At 64.3% G+C, this 26,297-nt stretch carries 27 protein-coding genes; 9 read left to right on the forward strand and 18 right to left on the reverse strand.

The window, feature by feature from the left end; all coding sequences use genetic code 11:
- Nucleotides 1-927 (forward strand): LysR family transcriptional regulator, encoded by a 927-nt coding sequence (locus FJ946_RS00865; protein ID WP_140565137.1) that lies wholly within the window; start codon nucleotides 1-3, stop codon nucleotides 925-927.
- Here the strand turns inward: FJ946_RS00865 and FJ946_RS00870 are convergent.
- Entirely contained in the window at nucleotides 908-1,480 is a 573-nt protein-coding gene (locus FJ946_RS00870) for a hypothetical protein (protein ID WP_140565135.1), read from the reverse strand. The two genes, FJ946_RS00865 and FJ946_RS00870, sit on opposite strands and share 20 nt — an antisense overlap.
- A gap of 172 nt (nucleotides 1,481-1,652) precedes the next feature.
- Here FJ946_RS00870 and FJ946_RS00875 point away from each other — a divergent pair, with 172 nt between their 5' ends.
- Nucleotides 1,653-1,886: a DUF2093 domain-containing protein gene (locus FJ946_RS00875; protein ID WP_140494196.1), complete on the forward strand. Its 234-nt coding sequence runs from the start codon at nucleotides 1,653-1,655 to the stop codon at nucleotides 1,884-1,886.
- Between the two features lie 92 nt (nucleotides 1,887-1,978).
- Here FJ946_RS00875 and lpxK read toward each other — a convergent pair whose 3' ends face one another.
- The 6 genes from lpxK to FJ946_RS00905 form a co-directional block, all read right to left on the reverse strand.
- Nucleotides 1,979-3,010, reverse strand: a complete 1,032-nt coding sequence (lpxK, locus tag FJ946_RS00880) for a tetraacyldisaccharide 4'-kinase (protein WP_140560527.1) — start codon at nucleotides 3,008-3,010, stop codon at nucleotides 1,979-1,981.
- Between the two features lies 1 nt (nucleotide 3,011).
- Nucleotides 3,012-4,328: a lipid IV(A) 3-deoxy-D-manno-octulosonic acid transferase gene (waaA, locus tag FJ946_RS00885; protein WP_140557085.1), complete on the reverse strand. Its 1,317-nt coding sequence runs from the start codon at nucleotides 4,326-4,328 to the stop codon at nucleotides 3,012-3,014.
- Nucleotides 4,325-5,116: a lysophospholipid acyltransferase family protein gene (locus FJ946_RS00890; protein ID WP_140560526.1), complete on the reverse strand. Its 792-nt coding sequence runs from the start codon at nucleotides 5,114-5,116 to the stop codon at nucleotides 4,325-4,327. Before FJ946_RS00890 ends, waaA begins: the two co-directional genes overlap by 4 nt.
- A 5-nt stretch (nucleotides 5,117-5,121) precedes the next feature.
- Nucleotides 5,122-5,367 carry a DUF4170 domain-containing protein gene (locus FJ946_RS00895; protein WP_140494203.1) on the reverse strand — a complete coding sequence of 82 codons (246 nt, stop codon included), beginning with the start codon at nucleotides 5,365-5,367 and terminating at the stop codon, nucleotides 5,122-5,124.
- A gap of 76 nt (nucleotides 5,368-5,443) precedes the next feature.
- Complete coding sequence (locus FJ946_RS00900; RefSeq protein ID WP_140560525.1) at nucleotides 5,444-6,247, reverse strand: 3'(2'),5'-bisphosphate nucleotidase CysQ; 804 nt, start codon at nucleotides 6,245-6,247, stop codon at nucleotides 5,444-5,446.
- Complete coding sequence (locus FJ946_RS00905; protein ID WP_140494207.1) at nucleotides 6,234-7,577, reverse strand: TldD/PmbA family protein; 1,344 nt, start codon at nucleotides 7,575-7,577, stop codon at nucleotides 6,234-6,236. Before FJ946_RS00905 ends, FJ946_RS00900 begins: the two co-directional genes overlap by 14 nt.
- A gap of 157 nt (nucleotides 7,578-7,734) precedes the next feature.
- Here FJ946_RS00905 and FJ946_RS00910 point away from each other — a divergent pair, with 157 nt between their 5' ends.
- Nucleotides 7,735-8,151 carry a VOC family protein gene (locus FJ946_RS00910; protein ID WP_140549176.1) on the forward strand — a complete coding sequence of 139 codons (417 nt, stop codon included), beginning with the start codon at nucleotides 7,735-7,737 and terminating at the stop codon, nucleotides 8,149-8,151.
- Between the two features lie 26 nt (nucleotides 8,152-8,177).
- On the opposite strand, the gene epmA is transcribed toward FJ946_RS00910, so the two are convergent.
- A complete protein-coding gene (gene epmA / locus FJ946_RS00915) occupies nucleotides 8,178-9,224 on the reverse strand; it encodes an EF-P lysine aminoacylase EpmA (protein WP_140565133.1) in 1,047 nt (348 codons plus the stop codon).
- Between the two features lie 123 nt (nucleotides 9,225-9,347).
- Between epmA and efp the strand changes: the two genes are divergently transcribed.
- Nucleotides 9,348-9,917, forward strand: coding sequence for an elongation factor P (gene efp, locus FJ946_RS00920; RefSeq protein ID WP_140494213.1), 570 nt, complete (start codon nucleotides 9,348-9,350; stop codon nucleotides 9,915-9,917).
- Nucleotides 9,918-9,954: 37 nt separating this feature from the next.
- Here efp and FJ946_RS00925 read toward each other — a convergent pair whose 3' ends face one another.
- Nucleotides 9,955-10,854, reverse strand: coding sequence for an HNH endonuclease (locus FJ946_RS00925; RefSeq protein ID WP_140565131.1), 900 nt, complete (start codon nucleotides 10,852-10,854; stop codon nucleotides 9,955-9,957).
- A 171-nt stretch (nucleotides 10,855-11,025) separates the two neighbouring features.
- On the opposite strand from FJ946_RS00925, the gene FJ946_RS00930 reads away from it, so the two are divergent.
- Nucleotides 11,026-11,568 (forward strand): dihydrofolate reductase family protein, encoded by a 543-nt coding sequence (locus tag FJ946_RS00930; protein ID WP_140565130.1) that lies wholly within the window; start codon nucleotides 11,026-11,028, stop codon nucleotides 11,566-11,568.
- A 97-nt stretch (nucleotides 11,569-11,665) separates the two neighbouring features.
- Here FJ946_RS00930 and FJ946_RS00935 read toward each other — a convergent pair whose 3' ends face one another.
- The 5 genes from FJ946_RS00935 to FJ946_RS00955 all read right to left on the reverse strand — a co-directional run bounded on the left by FJ946_RS00935 (nucleotide 11,666) and on the right by FJ946_RS00955 (nucleotide 18,006).
- Complete coding sequence (locus FJ946_RS00935; RefSeq protein WP_140494217.1) at nucleotides 11,666-12,535, reverse strand: patatin-like phospholipase family protein; 870 nt, start codon at nucleotides 12,533-12,535, stop codon at nucleotides 11,666-11,668.
- Nucleotides 12,532-13,908, reverse strand: a complete 1,377-nt coding sequence (locus tag FJ946_RS00940; protein ID WP_181167395.1) for a pitrilysin family protein — start codon at nucleotides 13,906-13,908, stop codon at nucleotides 12,532-12,534. The genes FJ946_RS00935 and FJ946_RS00940 overlap by 4 nt, the downstream gene beginning before the upstream one ends.
- A 2-nt stretch (nucleotides 13,909-13,910) precedes the next feature.
- Nucleotides 13,911-15,293, reverse strand: coding sequence for a pitrilysin family protein (locus FJ946_RS00945; protein WP_140557097.1), 1,383 nt, complete (start codon nucleotides 15,291-15,293; stop codon nucleotides 13,911-13,913).
- A gap of 140 nt (nucleotides 15,294-15,433) precedes the next feature.
- On the reverse strand, nucleotides 15,434-15,988 hold the full coding sequence (gene rsmD / locus FJ946_RS00950) for a 16S rRNA (guanine(966)-N(2))-methyltransferase RsmD (RefSeq protein ID WP_140494223.1): 555 nt from the start codon (nucleotides 15,986-15,988) through the stop codon (nucleotides 15,434-15,436).
- Nucleotides 15,985-18,006 carry a pseudouridine synthase gene (locus FJ946_RS00955; protein WP_140565128.1) on the reverse strand — a complete coding sequence of 674 codons (2,022 nt, stop codon included), beginning with the start codon at nucleotides 18,004-18,006 and terminating at the stop codon, nucleotides 15,985-15,987. The genes rsmD and FJ946_RS00955 overlap by 4 nt, the downstream gene beginning before the upstream one ends.
- A 182-nt stretch (nucleotides 18,007-18,188) precedes the next feature.
- On the opposite strand from FJ946_RS00955, the gene FJ946_RS00960 reads away from it, so the two are divergent.
- Complete coding sequence (locus FJ946_RS00960) at nucleotides 18,189-18,638, forward strand: nucleoside deaminase (protein ID WP_140495017.1); 450 nt, start codon at nucleotides 18,189-18,191, stop codon at nucleotides 18,636-18,638.
- 43 nt (nucleotides 18,639-18,681) lie between these two features.
- Here the strand turns inward: FJ946_RS00960 and FJ946_RS00965 are convergent, their stop codons facing one another.
- Together FJ946_RS00965 and ileS are read right to left on the reverse strand one after the other, a co-directional pair.
- Nucleotides 18,682-19,359: a hypothetical protein gene (locus FJ946_RS00965; RefSeq protein ID WP_140494227.1), complete on the reverse strand. Its 678-nt coding sequence runs from the start codon at nucleotides 19,357-19,359 to the stop codon at nucleotides 18,682-18,684.
- 203 nt (nucleotides 19,360-19,562) lie between these two features.
- The gene (gene ileS, locus FJ946_RS00970) at nucleotides 19,563-22,526 is read right to left on the reverse strand and encodes an isoleucine--tRNA ligase (protein WP_140565127.1); all 2,964 of its coding nucleotides are present in this window, start codon (nucleotides 22,524-22,526) and stop codon (nucleotides 19,563-19,565) included.
- Nucleotides 22,527-22,822: 296 nt separating this feature from the next.
- Between ileS and FJ946_RS00975 the strand changes: the two genes are divergently transcribed.
- Together FJ946_RS00975 and FJ946_RS00980 are read left to right on the forward strand one after the other, a co-directional pair.
- Nucleotides 22,823-23,266, forward strand: coding sequence for an antitoxin Xre/MbcA/ParS toxin-binding domain-containing protein (locus FJ946_RS00975; protein ID WP_140494231.1), 444 nt, complete (start codon nucleotides 22,823-22,825; stop codon nucleotides 23,264-23,266).
- Between the two features lie 2 nt (nucleotides 23,267-23,268).
- Nucleotides 23,269-23,703: an RES family NAD+ phosphorylase gene (locus tag FJ946_RS00980; RefSeq protein ID WP_140494233.1), complete on the forward strand. Its 435-nt coding sequence runs from the start codon at nucleotides 23,269-23,271 to the stop codon at nucleotides 23,701-23,703.
- A 12-nt stretch (nucleotides 23,704-23,715) separates the two neighbouring features.
- Here FJ946_RS00980 and FJ946_RS00985 read toward each other — a convergent pair whose 3' ends face one another.
- The gene (locus tag FJ946_RS00985) at nucleotides 23,716-24,486 is read right to left on the reverse strand and encodes a MipA/OmpV family protein (protein WP_224519163.1); all 771 of its coding nucleotides are present in this window, start codon (nucleotides 24,484-24,486) and stop codon (nucleotides 23,716-23,718) included.
- A 227-nt stretch (nucleotides 24,487-24,713) separates the two neighbouring features.
- Between FJ946_RS00985 and FJ946_RS00990 the strand changes: the two genes are divergently transcribed.
- Nucleotides 24,714-25,268 carry an HdeD family acid-resistance protein gene (locus tag FJ946_RS00990; RefSeq protein ID WP_140494237.1) on the forward strand — a complete coding sequence of 185 codons (555 nt, stop codon included), beginning with the start codon at nucleotides 24,714-24,716 and terminating at the stop codon, nucleotides 25,266-25,268.
- A gap of 43 nt (nucleotides 25,269-25,311) precedes the next feature.
- Here FJ946_RS00990 and FJ946_RS00995 read toward each other — a convergent pair whose 3' ends face one another.
- Nucleotides 25,312-26,292: a bifunctional riboflavin kinase/FAD synthetase gene (locus FJ946_RS00995; RefSeq protein WP_140495019.1), complete on the reverse strand. Its 981-nt coding sequence runs from the start codon at nucleotides 26,290-26,292 to the stop codon at nucleotides 25,312-25,314.
- Nucleotides 26,293-26,297 lie beyond the last annotated feature (5 nt).

Consider the following 26,297-nt stretch of genomic DNA (forward strand, 5'->3'; position numbering starts at 1 on the left):
ATGGATCACAGCTTAGACGACATCTTGCCGCTCGAGACACTGCGCGCCTTCGATGCAGCGGCACGCACGGGGAGTTTTTCGGCAGCCGCGCAGAGGCTCCACCTTACCCATGGCGCTGTCAGCCGGCAGATTGCCAAGCTGGAGGACTGGCTTGGCCTGAAGGTTTTCGAACGCGGGGCGCGCGGCGTGACGCTGACGAACGAAGGCAATCGCCTGCATCTCAGGACCACAGAAGCCTTCGCGTTGATCTCGGTCAATTCGGACCGTTGGGTTGAACCGCGCGGCACCGCAGTGGTGCGGCTGGCTTCGATCCCTTCGGTGAGCGGCTTGTGGCTGATGCCACGCATGGCGGCGCTTGAGAATGATCCCACCCGCCTGCGCATCGTGCTGGATGTCGATAACCGCCAGGCCGATCTCGCCGATGAAGGCATCGATCTGTCGGTGCGCTGCGGACGCGGCCGCATCCCAGGCCGCGTTTCGATGCAGTTGTTCGAGGAGTATCTGTTTCCGATCGCCTCGCCGAGCCTCGCGCCGGAGATCGGTGGCGGCGACCCGGCCCGGCTGCTCAAATTCCCGCTGATCAACGATTCCGACGCATCCGGCTGGCGCGCCTGGTTCGCCGCGCAGGACATGGATTACCGGCCGCGCCCGCAGGACCGCCGCTTCGAAGACTACAATCTGGTGCTCGATGCCGCCGCACACAGCCTGGGCATCGCGCTGGCACGCCCGCCGCTCACCGAACACCAGATACGGTCGAGGCGTGTCGTGGCCGTCGACGATCGTGTTGTGCTCAATCCCGTTTCCTACTGGCTCGATCGTCCCGCCGGAAGGCCCCGCGCCGCTGCCGCCGACCTGTCGCGCCGCATCGCGGCGCAGGCCGGGGTGTCGGCGGAAAAGATCGAACACTTCATCGAAGCCGACACGTAGGTTTCAGCGAATGGCCAGCCAGGCAAATGCAATGAGCGCGGCAACCAGCAGCCCCATCGCAACCGAAGCTCGCCCGATACCGGCCGTGCCTTGTTTGCGACCCCCCCGATGCGGCGTCACTTGGCTGGCCGGTCATGCGCCCCGGCACCACATTGTCGGCCGGCGCCTTTTGCACGACGGATACCCGCGGCGAGACGAACGCCGGCCACGAGAGCGGCGCGGGCCGGGCAGCGCCGCCGTCTTCGGCTCTTGTGACGGCCACTGGCACGCCGCGCTGAGCCTCGTCGCCTGGCGACGTCTGCTTGCGCGCCGCAATCTCGGAAACGGCCTTTCTGGCGGTGTCCATATCCGGCTCCATCGCCGCCTGATAGGCCCCGTACGATCTGCGGTGCGGCCAATTGCTGCGACGTCTCGCCGACGCGGGCGGCAGGGCCGCCAACGCTTCCAAGGCCGGTTGCGGGCGTAAGACCGGCAGCGGCGGTTGCATGGCCATCTTGACCAGCGCTGCCTTGAGCGCATCGGGTTTCGCCGACGGCACCGCCTGCGGCGTCATCGCCTCCTTGAGCAAGGAAGCCGGCCGAGCGGAAGAAATGTCCATCATGTCCCCACCAATGGTACTCTTCGGCTCATCAAATAGGATATCAGCATTGCCTCGAGCTTGTCCCATGCTTGACCTTGCCGGCAATTTGTGGCGATGAACTCGGCATGAAGCTCGGCACCAAAGCATGATGAACCGTTTCGAAGGCCCCGGCGGCAAGGAAGCCCGTATCCGCTATCTCGACGGCGACTTCCAGGTGACGAGCCCCGGCGCGTTCGTGCGCTGCGCCGTGACCGGCGAAAGCATTCCGCTCGACGAGCTGAAGTACTGGAGCGTCGAGAGGCAGGAGCCCTACATCAACGCCGCGGCCTCATTGCGCCGCGAGATCGAGGCGCATCCGGAATTGCGCAAGCGAAGCTGAGCAAATCCAGGAATGCGCAGCGATTTCTGTCCGCCGTTGCGTAAAAACCAAGAGGCAGAGCGGGTCGGCGATTCCATCGAAGGCTGAACGCCTTAGCCCTTAAGCTTAAGCTTACGCTGGCGCCAGGCATCGAGCGTCTCCCCGATGATACGTTCGGGAACGTGGTCGAGCTCGAAGACCGCGTCGATTTCCAGCACGTCGAGACGATCGAGAAAGTCCTTCGAGGCGCCGTGGCGCAGCCGGGCGGCATCCTTGGCGGTGGTGATGAGGCCGAGCCCTTCGGCGCGCGCGGTGGCCGCCAGTTCGGCAAGCTCATCCTCGGCGTAGAAATGATGATCCGGAAACGGCCGCTTCAAAGCCACCTCGCCGCCGGCCTCCTCTACCGTGTCGAAGAATTTCTCGGGGTGGCCGATGCCGGCGAAGGCAAGATAGCGTTTGCCGGCGAGGCGTTCCTTGCCGCTCGGCTCGGTGTGAGCCTCGAAGATCGGCCGGCCGGCGCGCGCCGCCTGGCGCACCACCGCGTCGGCGGCGGTGCCGTCACCCATCTTCAGCAACCCGCTGGTGAAGACCAGCTGATCGACGACCTTGGCCCTGAGCGGCCCGCCCGGGATGACACGGCCGTTGCCGATGCCGTACCGCGCATCGACGACGACCAGCGCATAGTCGATATGGATGCGCGCGCTCTGGAAACCGTCATCCATGATCAGGAAATCGCAGCCATGATTTTCCATGAGCAGTCGGGCGCCGGCGGCGCGGTGCGGCGTCACTGCCACGGGCGCGTGTTCGGCCAGCAGCAGCGGCTCGTCACCGACATGCCTGGCGCTGTCGTGTTTGATGTCGACGACATGCGGCTCGGCGAAGGAGCCGCCATGGCCGCGCGAGAGGAAACCGGGTTTGAGCCGCATGCGCCTGGCGTGTTCGGCCATGGCGATCGCCACCGGGGTCTTGCCCGTCCCGCCGACGGTGAAATTGCCGATGCACAGAACCGGCGCTTCGATCTTCTCGCGTCTGGCCCGCCGCATGCCACGGCCGGCGACGAATGCATAGGCGGCCGACAGCGGCGACAGCGCGAAAACGCGCCAGTCCGGCTCCTCCCACCAGAACGGCGGTGCTTCGGAGGCCATTTTAGCGCCCGTTCGCGCCCTTCAGGCGCGCCTTGACGACCAGCGGCTGGATATAGGGCTCAAGCGACTTCAGCGTGCGCGCCAGCGCGCCGCGCATCTCATCGACGGTCGCGGCGCCGGCCGCCATCATCTCATGGCGCGCGACTTCGTTGGTGAGCAGGAAGTTGACCGCACCGGCCAGCATGTCGCGGTCGCGCACCAGCTTGGCGCCGCCGCTGTCGAGCAGGCGCTGGTAGGCCTCGCGGAAATTCTGCACGTTGCGTCCGGCAAGGACCGCCGTCTCGAGCATGGCTGGCTCGAGCGGGTTCTGGCCGCCTTCGGAGGTGAGCGAACGGCCGACAAAGGCGATCTCGGTCATCCTGAGATAGAGCCCCATCTCGCCGATCGTATCGCCGAGCAGGATGTCAACGTCGGGCCCGATCCTGTCGGCCTTGCTGCGCCGCGCGACCTTGAGGCCCATGCCGGAAATCTGCTCGGCCAGGGCCTCGGCGCGGTCGGGATGGCGCGGGACTACGATCGTCAGCAGGCCGTGGTGACGCTTGTGCAGCATCGCATGGACCTCGGCGGCAACCACTTCCTCGCCGTCATGGGTCGAGATCGCCGCCCAGGTCGGACGGCCGCCAATCTGCCGCTGCAAGGTGGCCAGCGCCCGTTCGTCGACGGGCGGCGGGTTGGTGTCGACCTTGAGATTGCCGGAAACGGTTACCGGCCGGGCGCCGAGCGCGCGGAAACGCTCGCCGTCGACATCGGACTGGGCAACGACATGGGCAAGGTTCTCGAACAGCGCCTCGGCGATGTTGGGGCGCTTCTTCCAGGACGTGAAGGAGCGGTCGGACAGCCTGCCATTGACCAGAACCTGCGGCACGTGGCGGGCGCCAAGCTCGAGAATCGTCATCGGCCAGATCTCCGATTCGGCGATGATCGCCAGATCCGGCTTCCAGTGGTCGAGGAAACGGCTGACCGCCGGCTTGAGGTCGAGCGGCACATACTGGTGGATGATGCGGTCGCCCAATCTCTCGTCGGCGACCTTGGCCGACGTTACGGTGCCGGTCGTCAGCACGATATTGACGCCGTAGTCGAGTATGCTCTCGACCAGGGGAACGACAGCTATGGTTTCGCCGACGCTCGCGGCGTGGATCCAGATAACAGGCCCATCGGGGCGAGGCCGGCCGGCGACGCCGTAGCGTTCGCGGCGGCGGTTGCGGTCTTCCTTGCCGCGCGAGGTGCGCCAGGCAACATAGGGTCCGACCAGCGGATAGGCGACAGCGCCCGCCAAACGATATGCCGTCAGCATGGTACGCGCCCAGCGACCGCTCATCGCGGGGCATCCACGAGACGGTAGGCCTCGGCGGTCGCGGCATTGAGCGAGGCCGTCACTTCGAGGCGCTTGCGCTCCATCTCGGCGTCATCGGCATTGGCCGGCACGAAAACCGGTGTACCGATGATGATGGACGAGCGGCCGAACGGCAGGTTGATGGTCGTCTTGTCCCAGCTCTTCTCCAGCACCTTGCGGCGGCTGGTGGCAATGGCCGCCGGCAGGATCGGCCGGCCGGAGAGCCGCGCCAGGAGCACGATGCCAAGCCCCGCATCGCGCGGCGTGCCATGGGGGATGTCAGCGATCATGGCGACGTTCTTGCCGGCGACGAGCGACTTTTTCAGGGCGATCAGTGCCTTGGCTCCGCCCTTGTCGAGATGTTTGGCATTATCGCGCCCGCCGGAGCCGCGTACGGCCTCGATGCCGAATCTCTCGATCATCAGGGCGTTGAGTTCGGCATCGGCACTGCGCGACACCATGGCGACGAGCGGCCTGCCCTTGGGGTAGTAGGCCGGCGTCAACAGATGCTGGCCGTGCCAGAGCGCAATGATGCCGGGCTCGAAATGGGCATAGGCACCGCCGGTCAATTTCGCCGAGCCGTCGACGACGCGGTTGGTCAGGCGCACCAGCCGAACGAACTGCGCCAGCAGGCCGACGATGATGTTCTTGACGAATCGCGACTGCGCCAGCGGCTTGCGGATCCTGCGCCAGAAGGCCTTGGTGGCGCGGCTGCGACCCCTGCCCGTCGGCGTAGCCTGGCCGGGCGGCGCTTTCGCCAGATCATTATCCATCGACGTCAACCGACAGCCTTGTGGTCGGGGTCCAGGAGCCGATGCAGGTGCACGACGAAATAACGCATATGGGCATTGTCCACGCTAGCCTGCGCCTTGGCTTTCCATGCCGTATGGGCGGATTGATAGTCGGGATAGATGCCGACGATGTCGAGCGCGTCAAGATCGCGGAATTCGGTGCCGCCAAGCTTCTTCAGTTCGCCGCCGAACACCAGGTGCAAAAGCTGTTTCTTTCCGTCTTCCGCGGCCATTTCGGTCCTTCACATATTGTGAGTTTGTGACAGGTCTAGACCAAAGCCGCCGACTTTGGAACCTTCGATAATGCTTTCAATCATCCAGTCCGGCAATGACGCCCACGAGCACCGCCAGCAGTTCACCGCTGCCGGCGGCGAGCGCGCCGTGGCGGGTCACCTCGCCGGCATAGAGCGGCGCGCGGCCATACGGGTCGAGCAACTGGCCGCCTGCCTCGCGCAGAATAAGGTCGGCGGCGGCGATATCCCAGTCGTGCGCGTTCGGCTTTACGAAAGTGGCATCGAGCGTGCCGTTGGCGATCATTGCCAGGCGATAGGCAAGCGAAGGGCTGTAGGGCGCCCGCTTCAGCCGTTCCTGCCAGCCGGCCGGTATCCTGTCGAGCAACTGCTTCAACCCGGAAATTTCGGCCTTGTCGCCGGGCTGGCGCACCGCGATGCGGCTGCCGTTGCGGAAGGCGCCCTGGCCAGGCAGGGCCCAATAAGTCTCGTTAAGCGCCGGACATTCGAGCACGCCGGCAAGCGAGCGGCCATGCTCCACGACGGCGACGCTGACACACCAAGTGCGCTGGCCTTCCAGGAAGCCGCGGGTGCCGTCGATCGGATCGACGACAAAGGTTCGGCGCGCCGAAAGCCGCACTGGATCGTCGACCGTCTCCTCGGACAGCCAGCCATAATCCGGCCGCGCCGCAAGCAGGGTCTGGCGCAAATACGCATCGGCGGCGTGATCGGCCTCACTGACCGGCGAGGTCCCGCCCTTCATCCAGACCTGCGGGCTGTTCCCGAAGTAACGCATGGCGATGACGCCGGCCTCGCGGGCAGCGTCGCGCAGCAGCGGCAGATCCTCCGTGGCGCCAGTCGTGGTCAGATCATGCTCCGGCAAGGGTCATGCCTTCGATCAGCAACGTGGGGGCGGCGGTGCCGAAATTGCGATCGAGATCGCTTGCCGGCACCATGTTGAGGAACATCGTCTTCAGGTTGGAGGCGATCGTGACTTCGGCGACGGGGTAGGCAAGCTGGCCGTTGTCGATCCAGAACCCGGAAGCGCCGCGGCTGTATTCGCCGGTCACCATGTCGACACCTTGCCCGAACACCTCGGTGACGTAGAAGCCCGTCTTGAGCGAGGCGATCAGTTCTTCCGGCGAGCGCTCGCCCGGCTCGATGGCAAGATTGGTCGAAGACGGCGAGACGGACGAGCCGCTGCGCGAACCGCGTCCATTGGTAACGAGACCCAGTTCCCGCGCCGCCGAGGTCGACAGGAACCAGTGGTTGAGCACACCGTTCTCGATCATCAAAAGCTTGTCGCCTTCGACGCCTTCGCCGTCGAACGGACGCGAGGCCTGGCCGCGCCGCCTCAGCGGCTCGTCGGTGACGGTAATGGCCGATGCAGCCACCTTTTTGCCCATCATGTCGCGCAGGAACGACGTCTTGCGTGCGACGGCAGCGCCGTTGATGGCGCCCGCGAGATGGCCGGCAATGCCGCGCGCCACGCGCGGATCGAACACCACGTCGACCGGTCCGGTCGCGGCCTTGCGCGCGCCGAGCCGGCGCACGGCGCGTTCCCCGGCCTTGCGGCCTATGTCTTCCGGCGCATCCAGGTCGGCAAAATGCTGGCGCGAGGAGAATTCATAATCGCGCTCCATGCCGGTACCCTCGCCGGCGATGACGCTCGTGGAGCGCGAGAAGCGCGAGGCGACATAATGGCCGAGGAAGCCGTGCGAGGTGGCCAATACCAGCCCTCCGAGCCCGGCGCTGGCATTGCTGCCCGCCGAATTGGTCACGCCTTTGACGGCCAGGGCCGCCGCTTCCGCGGCCAGTGCCGCTTCCTTCAACTGGTCGGCCGATACTTCTGTTGCATCGAACAGGTCGAGATCGCGCGTCTGCCTGGCCAGCAGCGCCGGATCCGCGAGGCCCTGGTTGGGATCTTCGGGAGAGACCCTGGCCATGGCGACGGCACGTTCGGCAAGCGCCTTCGGGTCGGACGCGGCAGTCGCGGAAACACTTGCCACCCGCTGGCCGACAAAGACACGCAGCGAAACGTCGTCGCCTTCCGAGGCCTCGGTGTTTTCGACCTTGCCCAGCCGCACCGACACACCGGTCGAGCGGCCACGCACCGCGACGGCATCCGCGGCATCGGCGCCAGCTTTTTTGGCAGCCTCGACCAGGGCCGCGACGCGGTCGGTCAATCTTGATGCGTCCGATATATCGCTCATGCGCGTGATCCTGCTGTTGCGGCTGGCCCGAGAGCCGCCGTCCCCCATCTATTGTTCCGGTCCGGCTTGTGCAATGGCACAAGCTTCAATCAAAATGCATCGGTTCAGCCGCCCATCGCGAAGCGCGGCACCGCATCGCCAGCACGGAGCATTTCCAATGACGCCTTTCCATCTTGCCTTCCCGGTCCGTGATCTCGATGAAACACGCGCTTTCTATGGCGAGGTGCTGGGTTGCGCCATCGGCCGCTCTTCGGAGACCTGGGTCGATTTCGACCTGTTCGGCCACCAGATGTCGGCGCATCTGCGGCCACGGGCCGCGCCGGCTGCCAGCGACGGCAAGGTCGACGGCATGGCGGTGCCGATCCCGCATTTCGGCGCCGTGCTTTTGATGGATGACTGGCAGCGGCTTGCCGCGCGGCTGGAAGCACGCGCCGACATAGACTGGCTGGAGCGGCCGATGATCCGCTTCAAGGGAGAGCCCGGCGAACAGGCGACGCTGTTCATCCGCGATCCCTCGGGCAACGCGCTGGAATTCAAGGGCTTTCGTTCGCTGGAGCAGATTTTCGCGCATTGACATGGTGCAAGCCGTGGCGCGCGGACTCAGGACCCGGCAACAGGCGTCCAGATCACATCCTCGATTTTTTGCGCGCCCGTGGCCAGCATCGCCAGCCTGTCGAAGCCGAGCGCGATGCCGCTGGCCTGTGGCATGACCGCGAGTGCCGCGAGAAAATCCTCGTCCAGCGGATAGCGCTCGCCATAGACGCGCTCTTTCTCGTCCATTTCCATGATGAAGCGCCGGCGCTGCTCCTCGGCGTCCGTCAACTCGCCGAAGCCGTTGGCAAGTTCGACGCCGCAGCAATAGAGCTCGAAGCGCTCGGCGACGCGGGGGTCGCGTGGGCTCGGTCGCGCCAGAGCCGCCTCGGCGACCGGGTACTCGCAAAGGATGGTCGCGCGGCCGATACCGAGATTGGGCTCGATCTTCTCCACCATCACCCGGCTGAACAGGTCGGCCCAGCCGTCGTCGGGCGCGGTACGCAGGCCGGCACCGGTCAGGGCCTGATGGAGCGAATCGCGGTCGGTGATGCCGTCGGCGCTGACCGTCGCAAGCAGATCGATCCCGGCATGGCGCGCGAAGGCGTCCGCCACCGTCAGCCGCTCCGGCTCCGCGAAAGGATCGCAGTCGCGGCCGCGAAAGCTGAAGCGCGTGGCCCCTGCCCTTGTCGCGGCCAGCGCCAGCAGATCCGCGCAATCCCGCATCAGGCTCTCATAGGCTTCGCCGACCCTGTACCATTCGAGCATGGTGAATTCGGGATGGTGCAAAGGGCCACGCTCGCGGTTGCGATAGACCGGGCCGAAGCTGAAGATCCTGGTCTCGCCGGCAGCGAGCAGCTTCTTGCAGGCGAATTCCGGCGACGTGTGCAGATAGAGCGGCTTGCGCTGCCCGTCCGGCGCGACCGCCTCGGTTGCGAAGGCCGCCAGATGCGCCTCGTTGCCGGGCGATATCTGCAGGGCCGATGCCTGCACCTCGATGAAATCGCGACGGGCGAACCAGTCGCGCAAGGCGGCGGCAAGGCCGTTGCGCAGCATCAGGCGCGAACGGCGATCGGCATGCACATGCGGCGTCCACCAGGGCGAAGCGGCGGTCATGGGCGGTTTGAAGGCGCGCTGGTTTGCGTTGGGGGCTGGCGGTTCGCGCCGAGATGCGCTAGGCCCCCATCCAAAGCCGCACAAGCCGGCAAAGACCCGTCAACTCTCGCAGGATAAAAAACCGTGGTGAAAGTCATCGCCAGTTCGCTCCGCAAAGGCAATGTCGTCGACAAGGACGGCAAGCTTTATGTGATCCTCTTTGCCGAAAACATCCACCCAGGCAAGGGCACGCCCGTGACGCAGCTCGACATGCGCCGCATCGGCGACGGGGTGAAGGTTTCGGAACGCTACCGCACCACCGAACAGGTGGAGCGCGCCTATGTCGAGGAGCGCGAGCACACCTTCCTCTACGCCGACGGCGAAGGCTATCACTTCATGAACCCCGAGACCTACGACCAGGTGGCGGTGTCGGAAGCCGTCGTCGGCGATGCCGCCCCCTATTTGCAGGAAGGCATGCCGGTTCAGGTCTCGCAGTTCAACGGCATCGCCATCTCCCTGGTGCTGCCGCAGCGGGCCACCTTCGAAGTGGTCGAGACCGAGCCCACGACCAAGGGCCAGACGGCGTCCTCTTCCTACAAGCCCGCCCTGCTCTCCAACGGCGTGCGCACCGCCGTGCCGCCGCATATCGCGCCAGGCACCCGCGTGGTGGTGATGACGGCCGATGGGTCCTATGTGGAGCGCGCGAAGGACTGAGGCGAGCTCTTACGTCTACCCGGAAGCCAGCGCCGCCTCACTGTTTGAAACAGTGTTCGCGATGCCATTGCAGGAAGCGAGGATGTGGGCGCTCGACCTGCCGACGGGGTGGAAGCGCGCGGCGGCTCCTGTTTATGAATCCCTGCACACTCTCCAGGTCGTTAACCTGCCTTGATACCAGTATTTCCAGATCATCGGACAGGCTGATCAATCCGCGATCGAACATCCAATGCGCTGTGCCGGATAGCGCGATGCCATTGTTGACGATGTCGGGTCCGTTCTTTTCAACCGGTCGAATGTGGGCGGCAGAAACTTCCGCCCGGCCGCCGCCATTTATCAACTTGAGACCTGAGATCGCGCAACGCTCGTCATAGGCGCGCAAGACAACGCGACGAAAAATGCGATCCCGCACAATTCGCGATCCGATATAGCTTATACGACTACGGCCCTCCTCGAACTGGAATGGAGCCTTTTCGTCCTGAAACCCGGATGAAATGCCGATCTGATCCACACGTGGCAGCAACGGCTCATGGTCGTCAAAGCCCAGATCGATAATGCGATTGAAGTCGCTTGGACTGATTGGTCGGACGGCCGATTGGGCGCGACCAGAAATCCTTCCTTGGTCGTTAAGCAGGCCGCGTTCAACGAGACCATCCGTCCCATTGAAGGGAACAGGAGTGGCCAAATCGAGGTAGGTTCCCGGCTCAATCAGAGCCAGATACATACCAGGCGCTACTGGATCTGGGAGAACCTGCTGGACCTTGGCTACGGCGAAATAGCCACGGGTATCGTCTACTTTGCTAGGTTCGTAGTAGATGATCCAGTCACCGACGCATGCTTCCACACGACGCAGATACTGGCTAGGAAACTGATATCGCTCAGCGGGACTGTCATCGTAGATCGAATCTGACCGGTGAATGAAGACCCCGAATCCCATTATCTTCCTGCAGCTTGGGGGATATCCGTGGAGATGTAGCACCAAAACTCGATCTTGGGAGCTTACTCTACCTTGAGAAACTCCCCTCTCCGATAAACTTCCCCGGATTTTTACAGAGCTGTCGCAAATGGCTCGCGCAGTTCGTCCTTTGGGTGAAGAAGGAGAACGCCAATGAGAAAGCTTATCGTCACCGAATTCATCAGCGTCGATGGCATCGCCGAGGTCGAGAAACTTCCCGGCGTAACCTGGAACGACGAGATGAACAGGTTCAAGGAGGACGAGCTGGCTGACAGCGGCGCCATGCTTTTGGGGCGCACGACCTACGAGATTTTCGCCGGCTCGTGGCCGAGCGAAACCGGAGACTTCGCCGACCGGTTCAACGCGCTGCCGAAATATGTCGCGTCCAGCAGTTTGAAGGTGCTCGACTGGGAACCGGCCGAGTTGCTCAGGGGGCCGCTGCCGGAGGCGGTCAGGACATTGAAGCTAGGCAGCGGCGGCAACATCTATGTGCATGGCAGCCTCAGCGTCGCGCAGGAACTGATGCGCCATGGTCTGGTCGACCGCGTCAGGCTGCTGAGCTACCCCGGCACCGTTGGCCAAGGCAAAAAGCTGTTTCCGGCCGGCGATCCGGTGTCGTTTGAGTTGATTTCCGCCAAGCCATTCAGCAATGGGGTGGTGGCGCTGGAGTATGCGCCGGTGCTGGCGAAATCGTAATCGGTTAGAGTGCCCTTCTTCCAGAGAGGACTGGAGGGCGCCTGGCTTTCGGGATCAAAACTATAGCGGTGACGTGAGGCAACGTGTGGACCTCGCGTCACCCGGTCTGCTTTCCCCGTCTTTGCTCGACAGCAGCACTTTCCCTAGCCTCCACAACCCTCTCCACCTCGCGCTTCAGCTGGTCCTTGATATCCGCCGTCTCGGTCATCAGGACCTCGATCTTGAGGAAGTCGAGCACGCGGTATTTGGACACCGCCGGGCGGATCAGGATGTCGGGCTGGCACTGCTTCAGCTTGTTGGCGATGATCGACTGCATCATCAATTGAGTGGCGCCGAACATCAGGTCGACGGAGGTCGGCCGCCTGTGGTCGGCCTCTTCCGGCGCGCCGACCACGTCGACGCCGATGATGATGTCGGCATCATCCTCGATAAGGTCGAAGGGCACGGGGTTGTAGATGCCGCCATCGATCAGCAGCCGGCCGTCGCGCATCACCGGGCGGAACACGGCAGGAATGGCCGCTGACGCCGCGAGCGCCGAATGCAGGTCGCCTTCGGCGAACACGGCCAGCTTGTGGCCGAAATAGTCCGTCGCCGTCACCTTCAGCGGGATTTTCAGCTCGGCGAAGGTTTCGGGAATGGCTTCGGGCAGGAATGCCTTGAGGATGCGTTCGACATTGAACTGGCTGACGCGGATGCCGGCCTGCATGGCCTCGGCGATGGTGCCGGGCCGCGCCCGCCACATGCGGCTCGCCACCTCGGCGCGACGGCCGAGGATCGAGCGGGCATAATCGTGGATGTCCTTGCCGGTCATGCCGGAGGCCATGCCGGCGCCCATGATGGCGCCGATCGACGAGCCGGCGATTGCGACCGGCCTGATGCCCAGTTCGTCCAGCGCCTCGATGACATGGATGTGCGCCAGACCGCGCGCGCCGCCGCCGCCAAAGGCGATGCCGAAGGTGAGGCTCATCCCTTATTGGCTCCGGCCAAGGGCGGTCCGACGACCATGATGGTCGGCTCGGCCGACAAAAGCTTCTTCGCCGCGGCCTTGACCTGGTCGAGTGTCACCGCGTTGATGAGGCCGGTGCGGCGCTGAATGTAATCGACGCCGAGGTCGTCGAGCTGCAGCTCGACCAGGGTCGCGGCGATGGCGCTGGAGGAATCCAGGTTGTTGATGGCGTAGGCGCCGATCATGTATTTCTTGGTCGCCGCCAGTTCCGCGTCGGTCGGGCCGTCCTCGGCAAGCCGCTTGACCACGTCCCGCACGATGCCAAGGGTTTCGGCGGCCCGGTCCGATCGTGTGCCGGTGGTGACGATCAGAGCGTCGGCATGGTCCTGGTTGATCAGCGAGGAATTGACGCTGTAGGCCAGCCCGCGCTTCTCGCGCACCTCCTGGAACAGGCGCGAGGTGAAGGTGCCGCCGCCGAGAATCTCGTTCATCAGAACCGCAGGGAAGAAATCCGCCGCCTTGCGCTTCACGCCAGGCCAGGCAAGCTGAAGCGAGGTCTGCGGCAGGTCGTAGTCGACCTCGATATGCCGCGCCAGATTCGGCTCGACGTCGGCAACCGGCGCGAGCGCCTGGTTCTGCGGCAGCCCGCCGAACACCATGTCCAGTTTCTTCTTCAGCGTTTCCGGGTCGATGGCGCCGACCACCGCGACATGCAGCCCGCTCCGCGCGAAGACCGCCTTGTGCAGCGCCTTCAGATCGTCCCGCGTGATGGCGGCGATGCTCTGCCTGGTGCCCTGATCGGAGCGCGAATAAGGATGATCGCCATAGAGCGCGCGCGCCCATCTGTCCTGCGCGATCGTGTCGGGGTCGTTCTCTCCGGCGATGATGCCGGACAGGATCTGAGCGCCGATGCGATCGATCGGCGCCTGGTCGAAACGCGGCTCGTTGACCGCCAGCCGCAGCAGGTCGAACGCCTCGTCGCGCTGCTCGGCCAACATGCGCATGGAACCGTAGATGCCGTCGCGGGTCTCCTCGAAGCTCATCTCGGCGCCGGCGTCGTCGAGCTTCACCTGGAAGGCGTCGCTGTCCAGAGGGCCTGCGCCTTCGTCGAACAGACCGGTCATCAGATTGGCCAGCCCTTCCTTGCCCGGCGGATCCTGCGTCGAGCCGCCCCCAAAGACGAAACGGATGGCCACCATCGGCACCGAATAGTCTTCGACCAGCCAGGCGGTGACGCCCTTGGGCGAGGTGACCTGCTGGATGTCCATGGCGCGGGCGGCAAGCGCCGGCAGGACCAGGAAGAAGATGGAAAGGAGCAAAGTGACAAGCGCTGCGCGTGCCCTCCCTTCTCCCCGTTTGGGAGACGGGAAAGAGCCGTGTTGCTCGCTCTTCATCATCAATTCCCCGCCTGTTGCTGCGGCAAGAGATAGCCGGTCGTCGACCGGGCCAGCACCAGATAGCGCGCGGCGACGGCCTTGATCTCGCCGGGAGTGATGTTGCGGATGCGCTCCGGCCATTGCTCGATGTCCTGCACATTGCCGCCGGTGGCAAGCTCGGCGCCATAGATATTGGCCATCGAATCCTGTTTGTCGCGGGCGAAAACCATCGAGCGGACATAGCGGTCCTTGGCCTTGTCCAGCTCCTTGACGGTGACGCCTTCCCTGGCGATGCGCACGACCTCCGCGTCGACGGCCGCCTCGACATCGACGAGCCTGGCGTCGCCGCGCGGCGTGCCATAGACGGTGAAGTTGGTGTCGTCCAGCATGGTGCCCTGGAAATAGGCCCCGGCGTTGGAAGCGATGCCTTGCCTGACCACCAGCGCCTGATACAGCCGGCTGCGGTTGCCGCCGCCCAGTATTTCCGCCAGCAGGTCGAGCGCCTCGGCTTCGCCGGGCTTGGCCGTGTGGTAGGACGGCACCACCCATTGGGTGGAGAAATTCGGCACGCTGACGCGGGCGTCGGACAGCGTCACCGTGCGCCTGGTGTTCTGCTCCGGCTCGACCGGGCGGACGCGCGGCGGCAGGTCGGGCCCGCGCGCGATCTTGCCGTAGGTTTTCTCGGCCAGAGCCTTGACCGTGTCGGGCTCGACGTCACCGGCCACGATCAGCACCGCGTTGTTGGGCTGGTAGTATTTGTTGTAGAAGGCGATGGCGTCGGTGCGGTTCAACTGCTCCATCTCCTGCATCCAGCCAATGACCGGAATTCGGTAGGGCTGGTTCTGCCACAGCGTGGCGTCGAGTTCCTCTTCGAGCACCGCCTCGGGACTGTTGTCGATGCGCGAACGGCGCTCCTCCAGGATGACGTCGCGCTCGGTCTTGATGACATCGTCGGTGAGGATGAGGTTGCGCATGCGGTCGGCCTCGAAGCTCATCATCAGCTCGAGCGCCGACGGCGCCACCGTCTCGTGGAAGGCGGTGTAGTCGTAGGAGGTGAAGGCATTGTTGGAGCCGCCTATGTCGGAGACGGCGCGGTCGAACTCGCCGGCGGCGTGATTGGCCGTCGCCTTGAACATCAGATGCTCGAAGAAATGGGCGATGCCGGATTTGCCTGGCGGCTCGTCGGCGCTGCCCACCTTATACCACACCATATGGGTGACGATCGGTGAGCGATGGTCGGGAATGACGACCACTTCCATGCCATTGTCGAGCAGAAAATCCGTTACCTTGAACTCGGCCGGCCGCTTGTCGGCGGCGAAGGTCGCCGGGGCCAGTCCGGCAATGACCAAAGCCAGCGATGTGGCCAAGAGCGTCTTGCGCAGCCATTCAGCCTGAAATGTCATCAATGGCTCCGGTTTCTCATGACGGACGATAGGCGGCGAGCCGATGTTGTGAAAGTGAATTGTTGATTACTGGCATGGCACGACCTGCTCCCCTGGGAAGAGGGCTCGCATTCCATCTTCGCCCGCAAATGAAGCTTAACTCAGGCGGCCTCGACAAGCCGGATCAGCGTCTCGCCATAGTGGCGCTCGTCGACAACTGAAAATCCCGGTCCCGGCTCGAAAGGCGCCGCCGCTGCCTCCTCGACCACGCACAGCGCGCCGGGACGCAGCCAGCCGCCTTGCTTGGCCGACCTCAGCGCGCGTTCGCCAAGACCCTTGCCGTAAGGTGGATCGGCGAAAACGAGGTCGAACGGCGCCAGCGTGCCGGCCTCGCCCAGAGCCGTCGCGTCGCGCCGGAATATCTTGGTGCGGCCGGTCAGGCCGAAGGCCTCGACATTGTCGCGGATCAGGCCGCGGCCTTCGGCCGACTCCTCGATGAAGACGCCATAGGACGCGCCGCGCGACAGCGCCTCGAGCCCGAGCGCGCCTGTGCCTGCGAACAGGTCGAGCACGCGCGCGCGCTGCAACCGATCGGCAAAGCGATGCGCCAGCACATTGAAAACAGCCTCGCGGGTGCGGTCGGTGGTGGGGCGGATGGCGCTGCCGCGGGGCGTCGCCAGCGGGCGCCCGCGAAACTCGCCGCCGACGATCCTCATTTCGCCCTTGGACCCTTGAAACCGCCGCGCGGCCGCTCGCCGCCGCCACCCGGACGTTCGCCACGCGGCTTGCCGAACGGCTTGGGGCCGCCGGGCTTGCCATAGGCCGGCTTGAAAGACGCCTTGCGGGCCTTGGCCTCAGCGGCTTTGGCAGCGTCCGCTTCCGCCCTGCCCTTGCCGATTGGGCGCGCGCCCGGCGCCATCCAGACATTGGCCTTGCGCTGGCCGGGCGGCTCGATCGGCCGCTGCTCGCGCTCGGATTTCTTGCCGCCCGGTTTGCCGCCAAAACCACCGCGCGGCTTGTCGCCGAAGCTACCGCGTTCGGGTCTCGGGCCGCGGTCACCAAAGCTTTTTTCCGGCCTCGCGCCTCTGTCGGGGCTGGTCGACAGTTTGCCCAGCGCCTCGTCACGGCTGCCTTCGCGGCGCTTACGGTTCTTGATCAGGCCACCCTCGCCGATCGGCCGGTGGTCACCCTCGCGCGAAAATCTCGGCCGCTCGGCCTCCTCGCGGCGCGGCTCGACCCGCCGCACCGGCGAGTTGGAAAACGGTTTTGTTATCTCGGCATCGAAATTGGCACCGGATTCCTCTATCAGGCGTTCGCCGAGCTGATCGCGCAACACCTTGCCCTTGATCTCCAGCACATGGCCTTCGGGGAGCTCGTCGAGCTGGAACGGGCCGTAGGAGATGCGGATCAGCCGCGTCACGTCGAGGCCGAGCGCGCCGAGAATGTTCTTGACCTCGCGGTTTTTGCCCTCGCGCAAGCCGATCGTCAGCCAGGCGTTCGAGCCTTGCTCGCGATCGAGGCTCGCCTCGATGGCGCCATAGAAGACGCCGTCCACGGCAATGCCTTCGCGCAAACCCGCAAGCGCACTTTCCTCGACCTTGCCATGGACGCGCACCCGGTAACGGCGCAGCCAGCCGGTGGCCGGCAGTTCGAGCACGCGAGACAGGCCGCCATCATTGGTCAGCAACAGCAGGCCTTCGGTGTTGATGTCGAGCCGGCCGATGGTCATCAGCCGGGGCAATTCAGCCGGCAGCACGTCGAAGACGGTCTTGCGGCCCTCTGGGTCGCGGTTGGTGGTCACGACACCGGCAGGCTTGTGGAACAGGAACAGCCGAGTGCGCTCGATCGGCGGGATCTCCATGCCGTCGAGATGGATGATGTCGCCCGGCATCACATTGAAGGCCGGCGAAGACAAAACCCGGCCGTTGACCTTGACGCGGCCGGCCGCGATCAACTCCTCGGCGTCGCGGCGCGAGGCAAGCCCGGCGCGAGCCAGCCGCTTGGCGATCCGCTCGCCGGCTTCCTCGGGCGCCTCCGCAGGACGCGGACGGGACTTGAAACCGCCTTGCGGCCGGTCGGCAGCGAAATCGCGCTTCGGACGGTCAGAGAAGTCGGGCTTGGGCCGATCGGCAAAATCACGCTTAGGACGATCGAAGCGTCTTTCACCCGTCGCACCTTCAGCCGCCATTGGCCGCTCGCCGCGCGGTGCATACGGCTTGCGCGGGCCTTCGCGGTTTTCATATGGCTTGCCTTGCGGACGCGGACCCTTGTTGAAGAGTCGCTCCGAGCGCCCGCCTTCCCCGTTTTCGCGCGGCTTATACTCACGCTTCTGGGGCCGTTCGCCATCGGCGGCCATTGGACGCTCGCCGCGCGGTGCGTAGGGCTTGCGCGGGCCTTCGCGGTTTTCATAAGGCTTGCCTTGCGGACGCGGACCCTTGTTGAAGGGCCGCTCCGGGCGCCCGCCTTCGCCGCCTTCGCGCGGCTTGTACTCACGCTTCTGGGGCCGTTCGCCATCGGCGGCCATCGGCCGCTCGCCGCGCGGCGCGTAGGGCTTGCGCGGCCCTTCGCGTTTTTCGAAGGGCTTGCCGCCGTCGCCACGCTTGGCAAACGGTTTCTTGGCGCCGAAGGCCGGCTTGCCGCCTTTGCCGGCATCGCGCCCACGCGCGGCCGCCGGTTTCGGACCGCTTTTGCCCGGACCCTTCTGGCGCGGAGATTTCTTGTCGTTGTCGTCCATGTGGCCTTTGTCCGTTTGCGCTGCTACAGCGTGGCGCATCCTTTCGGGCGCGCAACGAACGCTGTAGCATTTTTGATTTGGCGCATGATCATTTCCGAAAACCGTACCCGATTTTCGAGGTTATGCGCTCAATAACAGGATCACCGTCGAGTGGCGAGGAGATAATCGGAATGGAAACCCGCGTGAAGCGGCCCGATTTCATGGCGCTGGCGCTGGAGGAGGCGCAAGCGGCAGCCTCGCGCGGCGAAGTGCCGGTCGGCGCCGTCATCGCCAGCGCCGGCACGGTCATTGCCAGTGCCGGCAACCGCACCCGGGAGCTTGCCGATCCGACGGCCCATGCCGAGATGCTGGCCATCCGCGAAGCCTGCCGAAGGCTGTCGAGCGAGCGGCTCTCCGGACACGATCTCTATGTGACGCTGGAGCCTTGCGCCATGTGCGCCGGCGCCATCTCCTTCGCCAGGTTGCGCCGGCTCTACTTTGGCGCCGCGGACGAAAAGGGCGGCGCGGTGGTCAACGGCGTGCGCTTCTTCGCTTCGCCGACCTGCCATCACACGCCTGACATCTATGCGGGCATCGCGGAGGCCGAATCGGCCCTGCTGCTGAAGGATTTCTTTCGGGAACGCCGCGACTGAACGGGGTGCGATACCCGTCAGCAAAGCAAATGCGCCCCGCTTTTTACAGGGACGGCAGCCAGTCGAACCAGCCGCCCTTCTTGCCTTCCGCCTCTCTCTTCAGGCGGCGTTCCTTTTTGTACTCGTCTTCGCCGAGTTCGTTTTGCGGCGCCGTGCCGGATGCGACGCGATAGGCAAGGGGCGGTTCGCTCAGATATTTGCGGGTATTCGGATCGCCCTGCTTGCTTTCGGCAAGGCGGCGCTGGATATCGGCGGCGCGGCCCTTGTCGGAATCGGCAGGCGTCCAACGCGGCGGGTGACTCGAGCCGGATTCTTCCATCGCCTTCTTCACCGAGGCGGGATCCGTCTGCACGTCGTCGACGATCTGCGACTGGTAGGACGGATCATCCTGGTGTGCGGTGGCGTCGGCGCGCAGGCGGGCACGGCGCTGCTCGGGCGATTCTGGCCATTCGGCGCTTGCGGTCTCGATGCTATCCTGTGGCGCCGGCAGCGCTTCCTTCTGACCAGGCGCGGGCTTCACCAGGGTGGGACGCGGCTTGTAATCGATGTGTTCCTTGCGCTTCGGCGCGAACGAAAAAGCGCCCGTGAGATCGCCGGCCAATTGTTCGCCGGCGGTCTTGTCGGTGCCGTAGGTCGGAGAACCGACACAGCCGGACAGAGCGAGCCCCGATGCGACAAGCGGCGCCAACAGCGCGAGGCGCGCGTTAAATCTCTCGGTCATGCCAAAAAGTCCCACTCTAGACAGCCTCTCGATCGCCGCCGGTCCCAAGGTCCGGTCCCCATCGTCCAAGCACTTGCGCCGAAAATCCGGCGACAATTTGTCTTCCGGAGTTTCGCGTGTTTACCTCAACCACTCGTTAAGGGCAACGCGCGGACGGATTTGCACCGACCGGCGTGGCATTTGTGCACCGATATGCCTGGCCTTCAAAGCCGGCCGAGCGCCCTAAGCTCATGCAGCACCGCGGCGTCGCGCGCCGAGACATCGGGAAAGGCAGGATCCTGCCCGACATCGGCGGTGTAACGCCACGACCGCGCGCATTTGACCAGGCCGCGGTCCTCGGCTTTTTCGATCACCACGGCGACGCCCTTGACGTCTTCGAGCGTGAAGGCGCCTTGTTGCACCTCGCCATGGGCGATGATGAGATCGCTGGTGATCGCCATTTCGGCCATGTCGACATCCGATATCGCCGCCTCGAGCGCCGCATCGTCGATGGTGACGACGGGAACCGCTTCCAGCGACGAGCCGATCACCTTCTGGGCACGCGCGATTTCCAGCGCACCGGTGACGACGCGGCGCACCTGCCGCACCTTACGCCATTTCTCCGCCAGCGCCTCGTTCTTCCAGTTTTCCGGGATCGCCGGGAACTGATCGAGATGCACCGAGACGGCATCGGGATGGCGGTCGAGCCAGGCCTCTTCCATGGTGAAGGGCAGCATCGGCGCCAGCCATCTCACCAGGCAGTCGAAAAGGTGGCGCACCACCTGCACCGAGGCCTTGCGCTTCGCGCTCGACGGCGCATCGCAGTAGAGCGCGTCCTTGCGAATATCGAAATAGAAGGCCGACAACTCGACCACCATGAAATCGAGGAGCGCACGGGTGATGCGCTTGAACTCGAAGGCATCGTAGCCCTGGCGCACCACCTCATCGAGTTCGGCGAGGCGATGCAGCATCAGCCGTTCCAGCTCCGGCATCCCTTCCAGCGGCACCTCCTCGCCATCATCATGGGCGAGCGTGCCCAGCATCCAGCGGATGGTGTTGCGCAGCTTGCGGTAGGCGTCGATGTTGGTCTGCAGCACGTTCTTGCCGAGCCGTTGGTCTTCCCAATAGTCGGTCGTCACCACCCAGAGCCGCAGGATATCAGCGCCGGACTGCTTGATCACGTCCTGCGGGACGACGGTGTTGCCGAGCGACTTCGACATCTTGCGGCCGTCCTCGTCCATGGTGAAGCCATGCGTGACGACGGTATCGTAGGGCGCCCTGCCCCTGGTGCCGCAGCTTTCGAGCAGTGAGGAGTGGAACCAGCCGCGATGCTGGTCGGAGCCTTCGAGATAGACGTCGGCCGGCCATTTGAGATCGGGACGATCCTCCAGCGTGAAAACGTGGGTCGAGCCTGAATCGAACCAGACGTCGAGGATATCCGTGACCTGCTTCCATCTGGAGGCATCGTGATTGCCGAGGAAACGTTCCTTGGCACCGGCGTCGAACCAGGCATCGGCGCCTTCTTTCTCGAAAGCGTCCATGATGCGCTGGTTGACCGCCTCGTCCTGGAGCACATTGCCGTCGGCGTCGGCGAAGACCGCGATCGGCACGCCCCAGGCGCGCTGGCGCGACAGCACCCAGTCGGGCCGTTCCTCGATCATGGCGCGAATGCGGTTCTGCCCCGCCCCTGGCACGAAACGGGTGTCGTCGATCGCCTTCAGCGCACGGCTGCGCAGCGTCGTGCCGTCGCCGAGGTCCTTGTCCATGTAAACGAACCATTGCGGCGTGTTGCGGAAGATGACCGGTTTCTTCGACCGCCAGGAATGCGGATAGGAGTGTTTCAGCCGACCGCGCGCGAACAACGCGTTGCGCTTGATCAGCTCATCGATGACCGCTTGGTTGGCATTGCCCTTCTTGCCGTTGTCGTCAAGGACGCGCGCCGCGCCACCCTCACGGTCCGGACCGAAGCCCGGCGCGTCCTTGGTGAAAAAGCCGGCATCGTCGACGGTGAACGGGATCGCGGTGTCGACGCCGCGCGCACGCAGATCCGGGGCCGCCTCCATCCAGGCGTCGAAATCCTCGCGACCATGGCCTGGCGCCGTGTGAACGAACCCGGTGCCCGCATCATCGGTGACATGGTCGCCGGCAAGCATGGGCACCGGAAACTCGTAACCGCCCCCAAGACCCTTGAAGGGATGCGAAAGCGTAAGACTTCCAAGCTCTTGCGCCGACACGCTGCGAAGACGATTCAAGGTGACTTTGGCCTTGACCGAAGCCTCTTCGGCCAGCGTATCGGCAAAGATCAGCTTTTCGCCCGGCTGCGGGCCGAAGGCGTTCTCGGCTGCCGTGACCTCGTAGAGACCGTAGTCGATGCGCGGCGAATAGTTGACGGCACGGTTGCCGGGGATCGTCCAAGGCGTCGTTGTCCAGATGACGACGTGGGCCTGCAGCAGATCGAGAGCGCCCTCGGTCAGTGCGGCCTCTCCGTCAGCCACGGGGCGCACCAGACTGGCGACCGGGAACTTCGCCCAGATCGTATCCGACTCATAATCCTGGTATTCGATCTCGGCCTCGGCGAGCGCGGTGCGCTCGACGACACTCCACATCACCGGCTTGGAGCCGCGATAGAGCTGGCCCGACATGGCGAATTTCAACAGTTCGCCGGCGATACGCGCCTCGGCGTGGAAGGCCATGGTCGTATACGGATTCTTGAAGTCGCCGATGACGCCAAGGCGCTGGAATTCCGCCCCCTGAACGCCGATCCAGTGAGCGGCGAAATCCCGGCATTCCTTGCGGAACTCGTTGACCGGCACCTCATCCTTGTTCTTGCCCTTGGCGCGGTACTGCTCCTCGATCTTCCATTCGATCGGCAGGCCGTGGCAGTCCCAGCCGGGCACGTAATTGGCGTCGCGGCCGCGCATCTGGAAGGAGCGGTTGATGACGTCCTTGAGGATCTTGTTCAGCGCATGGCCGATATGGATGTTGCCGTTGGCATAAGGCGGGCCGTCATGCAGCACGTATTTCGGGCGACCGGCGGAGGCCTCGCGCAGCTTGCGGTAGAGATCCATCTCCTGCCAGCGCTTGACCAGCACCGGCTCCTTCTCGGGCAAACCGGCACGCATCGGGAAATCCGTCTGCGGCAGGTAAAGCGTCTTGGAATAGTCGATCGTTTCAGCTGTATCGGTCATTGGTCTGCCATTGTGGATTGCCCGGCGGCAAGGGAGCTCGGGCCTGAACTATCATGATCTGGAAAAAGCGCGAGGGGTCGCGCGCAAGATTCCCGGCGGCTCCGACAGCTCTCAGGCCGTCCGGAACACCGGGCTGGTAATTCGTATCGTAATCGCGACGGAACGCGAGACCACTGTCATGGCCGCGCTTTTAAACGAGGTGGGCCAGCTTGGAAAGCCCGAACTCCAAGGCACTCGCCTTGCCGCTTGTGCCAATTGCGCATATATGTTTGGGCAAATGGCACCGGAGGCGCGTCATGTCCAATCCGCATCGCAAGGTCCACGTGCCGGCTGCCAGACGGGCCGCCCGTAAGGAGAAGGTCGAGCGTGCGCAGGATGGCTTGGTCCGGGATGCCGCAACGGGGCAATTCCTGGTCAGCTTCACCAAGGTGGAAGAACTCCGCCACCGTGGGTTCAGCAATGACGAAATCTACAAGATCGTAGGATCGCGGCGCACTTTGGCGCGCAGGAAAGAACGCAATGAGAAACTGAGTATTGCCGAGTCCGATCGCGTCATGCGCATCGAGCGCATTTCCACAATGGCGGATCGTGTTTTCGGAGACCACGAAAAAGCGCAACGTTGGTTGCGCAAACGCAGCCGGGTGCTCAACGAAGCGCCTATCACGCTCCTGCAGTCGGAAACCGGTGCTTCCCTGGTGGAAGAGGAACTGCATCGCATCGATTATGGCATTTTCGCCTGACGATGCGTCTATGGCGTATCTCCAACTTCGCCGACCTGTCCGGCCGGGGCGGCATGCTCAGCTCCGGCCGTTGGAACATCAAGGGCACCGCCATTGTGTACTGCGCGGATCATCCCGCCACGGCGCTTCTTGAAATTCTCGTTCATGTCGACGTGGAAGATTTGCCGCCCACGTTCCAGCTCCTGGAAATCGAAGTGCCTGACGGCGTCTCCATTGCCGTCCCCGATTTGCCCGAGGGCTGGAAAGACAATCCGGCCAAGACACGCGAGATTGGCAGCGATTTTGTCAGTGCCGCCAGCCATCCAGTCATGGAAGTTCCTTGCGTGATCGTTCCCTTCGCCAGAAACTATATTCTCAATCCCGCCTTGCTGGAACGCGAAGGCATCGCCATCGTCGGCACCACAAGTCATCAGATCGATACGCGATTGCTGGAATAAGGCCGGTACCGGCTACATCTTGAAATCGAAGCGATAGGTCGTCGATACGCCGATCATGAACTGGTTGCGGTCGCCGCGCTCCTTGACCAGGCTGGAATCGGCGGCCGGGCCTTCGAGGCGTGAATATTCCCCGAACAGGCTGGCGGTCATCGGGTCGGTCACCTTCCACGTCACCGCACCGCCAAGGCCGACCGATTTCAGGCCGCCGCCGGGATTATACTGGTTCAACCCCGAGGCCACGGCTTCCTGCGCGTCGACGCCGTAATAGGCGTCGAAATATTTGGCGGAGGCGAACGAGACGCGCGGCCCGCCAGAGATCCTGACGGTTGGCGTCACATCGTAGAAGGCGTCGGCGGCGATGTCGGCGACGAAGCCGTTATGGGCGCGGATGCCGTGCCGCAGCTCGGCACGCGCACGTATCCAGTCCGTCGGATAGAATTCGAAGAAGCCGCCCACCTCGCCGCCCCAGCGGACCGGATCGAGGCCCTTCAACTCGTCGGCATCGCCATCGTCGCGCGAGAACAGGAACTTGCCGGTCAGGCCGGCGCGAACGCCGCCGTCATCGACCAGCGCCAGCGAAATGTTGTCGTTGCGTGAGGTGAAGCGGGCCGCCGGGCCAGCCTTGCCCAAGGAGATGATCGGCGAGGCGCTGAGCAGGTACTTCTTGCCGCCCTCGAAATTAGGCGCCACCATGCCGGTGGCGCCGACCGTCAGATACCAATCGCCGGACAGCCAGCCGAAGGCGCCCTCGCCGGCATCGGCCGCACCCGAGGTAGCCAGCATGACGGTAGCCAAGGCTGCAGAAATTTTCCCGACCGGACTCATGACTACCCCATTAACACGATACGACTGTCTTTCGGTCACAGCTTTGAAGAGGCTTTGGTAAAATTTGATTTAAGGTCGAGACGTCCGGCTCGCATTGCTCACCATCCGGCCGCCGTCGGCTGGACGCGGGTCGGCACCAAGGGTAACTTCATTCCCTGCTGGCGGTCCTCGATGGAGGTGGCGACATGACCTTGCACGGCGATGCACTGAAGAACGCGATCGGACAGACGCGAGCAAAGTGGGGGTGGTTTGTTGGCCTGGGCGTGTTGCTGCTGATCCTCGGCGGCATTGCGTTCGGCAACCTCTTCATTGCCACGGTGGCTTCCGTCTATGTCGTGGGGTGGCTGATGCTGGTGGCCGGCATCATCGAGATCATGCATGCCTTCGGGGTCAAGACGTGGGGCCGCTTCTTCTACTGGCTGCTCAGCGGATTGCTCTACGCGGTCGCGGGCTTTTTCGCCTTCGACAACCCGCTGCTGGCCTCGGCGGTGCTGACCTTCCTGCTGGCCGTCGCGCTCGTCGCTTCCGGCGTGCTGCGCGCTTGGGTCGGCTACAGCCACCGGCCTGAGCGCGGCTGGGGCTGGATCGTCGCGGCCGGCGCCATCAGCGCGATCGCAGGATTGATCATAGCCATGGGCTGGCCGGTCAACAGCGTATGGGTGCTCGGCCTGTTCCTGGCAATCGACCTGATCTTCCAGGGCTGGACCTTCATCGCCGTCGGTCTGGCGCTGAAAAAGTAACGTCTGATTCGAGCATGATCTAACCCGAAAACCGGACCATGCTTCAAAAAGCCATGGCCGCGTCGAGTTGCGAAAGTGGCTTGACGCCGGCCAGCAGTGCTCTCGCCTCAGCCTCGTCGCGCTTCATCTGCGCGACCAGCGCATCAAGCCCGTCGAACTTCACCTCGCTGCGCAGGTAACCGAAGAACGACACCTGGCAGATCTCGCCATAGAGGTCACCGGAAAAATCGAAGACGAAGGTTTCCAGAAGCGGCGCGCCATCATCGTCGACGGTCGGACGGCGGCCAAAGCTGGCAACGCCATCATGCAGCCTTCCGTCGGCGCGGCGAAAGCGAACGGCATAGATGCCTTCCCTGAGGGTGGCCTCGGCGGGAAGCCTCATGTTGGCGGTCGGAAAGCCGAGCGTTCGCCCCAGTTTCTGGCCGCCCACGACTTCGCTCTCCACCGTGAAGCGATAGCCGAGCAGGCCGGCGGCCTCGGCCACCGCGCCTTCGCAAAGCAAGGCGCGGATGCGGCTCGATGAAACCACCTCGGCGCTTTCGTCCCGAAATGCATCGACCAGCGTGACGCCGAAGCCATGGCGCTCGCCAGCCGCCATCAGATAGGCCGGCCCGCCCTGGCGGTCCTTGCCGAAATGGAAATCGAAGCCGGTCACGGCATGGGTGATGCCAAGCGTTCTCTCAAGCACGTCGGTCACGAAGGCTTCCGCCGATAGCGAGGCGAAGTCGCGCGTGAAAGGCTGTTCGACGAGCGCGGCAAAGCCCAGCAGCGACAGGAGCCGCGCCTTCATCGGCGGCGGCGTCAGCACGAACAGCGGTATCTCGGGCCTGAATATCTTTCGCGGGTGCGGTTCGAAAGTCAGCACCAGCGCCGGCACGCCACGCCGCCGCGCCTCCGCCAATGCCCGTTCGAGCACCGCCTGATGACCGCGATGGACACCGTCGAAATTGCCGATCGCGACAACGCCGCCGCGCAAATCCGCGGGCAGCGGAGCGGTTGCCGAAAGGTGCTGGAAAGCGTCCATCGCCA

Source organism: Mesorhizobium sp. B2-4-7 (assembly GCF_006442685.1).
Taxonomy (GTDB): Bacteria; Pseudomonadota; Alphaproteobacteria; order Rhizobiales; family Rhizobiaceae; genus Mesorhizobium.

Coding starts and splice junctions, on each gene's coding strand:
- FJ946_RS00865 (WP_140565137.1), top strand. CDS start 1: ATGGATCACAGCTTAGACGACATCTTGCCGCTCGAGACACTGCGCGCC.
- FJ946_RS00870 (WP_140565135.1), bottom strand. CDS start 1,480: ATGACGCCGCAGGCGGTGCCGTCGGCGAAACCCGATGCGCTCAAGGCA.
- FJ946_RS00875 (WP_140494196.1), top strand. CDS start 1,653: ATGATGAACCGTTTCGAAGGCCCCGGCGGCAAGGAAGCCCGTATCCGC.
- lpxK (WP_140560527.1), bottom strand. CDS start 3,010: ATGGCCTCCGAAGCACCGCCGTTCTGGTGGGAGGAGCCGGACTGGCGC.
- waaA (WP_140557085.1), bottom strand. CDS start 4,328: ATGAGCGGTCGCTGGGCGCGTACCATGCTGACGGCATATCGTTTGGCG.
- FJ946_RS00890 (WP_140560526.1), bottom strand. CDS start 5,116: ATGGATAATGATCTGGCGAAAGCGCCGCCCGGCCAGGCTACGCCGACG.
- FJ946_RS00895 (WP_140494203.1), bottom strand. CDS start 5,367: ATGGCCGCGGAAGACGGAAAGAAACAGCTTTTGCACCTGGTGTTCGGC.
- FJ946_RS00905 (WP_140494207.1), bottom strand. CDS start 7,577: ATGAGCGATATATCGGACGCATCAAGATTGACCGACCGCGTCGCGGCC.
- FJ946_RS00910 (WP_140549176.1), top strand. CDS start 7,735: ATGACGCCTTTCCATCTTGCCTTCCCGGTCCGTGATCTCGATGAAACA.
- epmA (WP_140565133.1), bottom strand. CDS start 9,224: ATGACCGCCGCTTCGCCCTGGTGGACGCCGCATGTGCATGCCGATCGC.
- FJ946_RS00925 (WP_140565131.1), bottom strand. CDS start 10,854: ATGGGATTCGGGGTCTTCATTCACCGGTCAGATTCGATCTACGATGAC.
- FJ946_RS00930 (WP_140565130.1), top strand. CDS start 11,026: ATGAGAAAGCTTATCGTCACCGAATTCATCAGCGTCGATGGCATCGCC.
- FJ946_RS00935 (WP_140494217.1), bottom strand. CDS start 12,535: ATGAGCCTCACCTTCGGCATCGCCTTTGGCGGCGGCGGCGCGCGCGGT.
- FJ946_RS00940 (WP_181167395.1), bottom strand. CDS start 13,908: ATGAAGAGCGAGCAACACGGCTCTTTCCCGTCTCCCAAACGGGGAGAA.
- FJ946_RS00945 (WP_140557097.1), bottom strand. CDS start 15,293: ATGACATTTCAGGCTGAATGGCTGCGCAAGACGCTCTTGGCCACATCG.
- rsmD (WP_140494223.1), bottom strand. CDS start 15,988: ATGAGGATCGTCGGCGGCGAGTTTCGCGGGCGCCCGCTGGCGACGCCC.
- FJ946_RS00955 (WP_140565128.1), bottom strand. CDS start 18,006: ATGGACGACAACGACAAGAAATCTCCGCGCCAGAAGGGTCCGGGCAAA.
- FJ946_RS00965 (WP_140494227.1), bottom strand. CDS start 19,359: ATGACCGAGAGATTTAACGCGCGCCTCGCGCTGTTGGCGCCGCTTGTC.
- ileS (WP_140565127.1), bottom strand. CDS start 22,526: ATGACCGATACAGCTGAAACGATCGACTATTCCAAGACGCTTTACCTG.
- FJ946_RS00975 (WP_140494231.1), top strand. CDS start 22,823: ATGTCCAATCCGCATCGCAAGGTCCACGTGCCGGCTGCCAGACGGGCC.
- FJ946_RS00980 (WP_140494233.1), top strand. CDS start 23,269: ATGCGTCTATGGCGTATCTCCAACTTCGCCGACCTGTCCGGCCGGGGC.
- FJ946_RS00985 (WP_224519163.1), bottom strand. CDS start 24,486: ATGCTGGCTACCTCGGGTGCGGCCGATGCCGGCGAGGGCGCCTTCGGC.
- FJ946_RS00990 (WP_140494237.1), top strand. CDS start 24,714: ATGACCTTGCACGGCGATGCACTGAAGAACGCGATCGGACAGACGCGA.
- FJ946_RS00995 (WP_140495019.1), bottom strand. CDS start 26,292: ATGGACGCTTTCCAGCACCTTTCGGCAACCGCTCCGCTGCCCGCGGAT.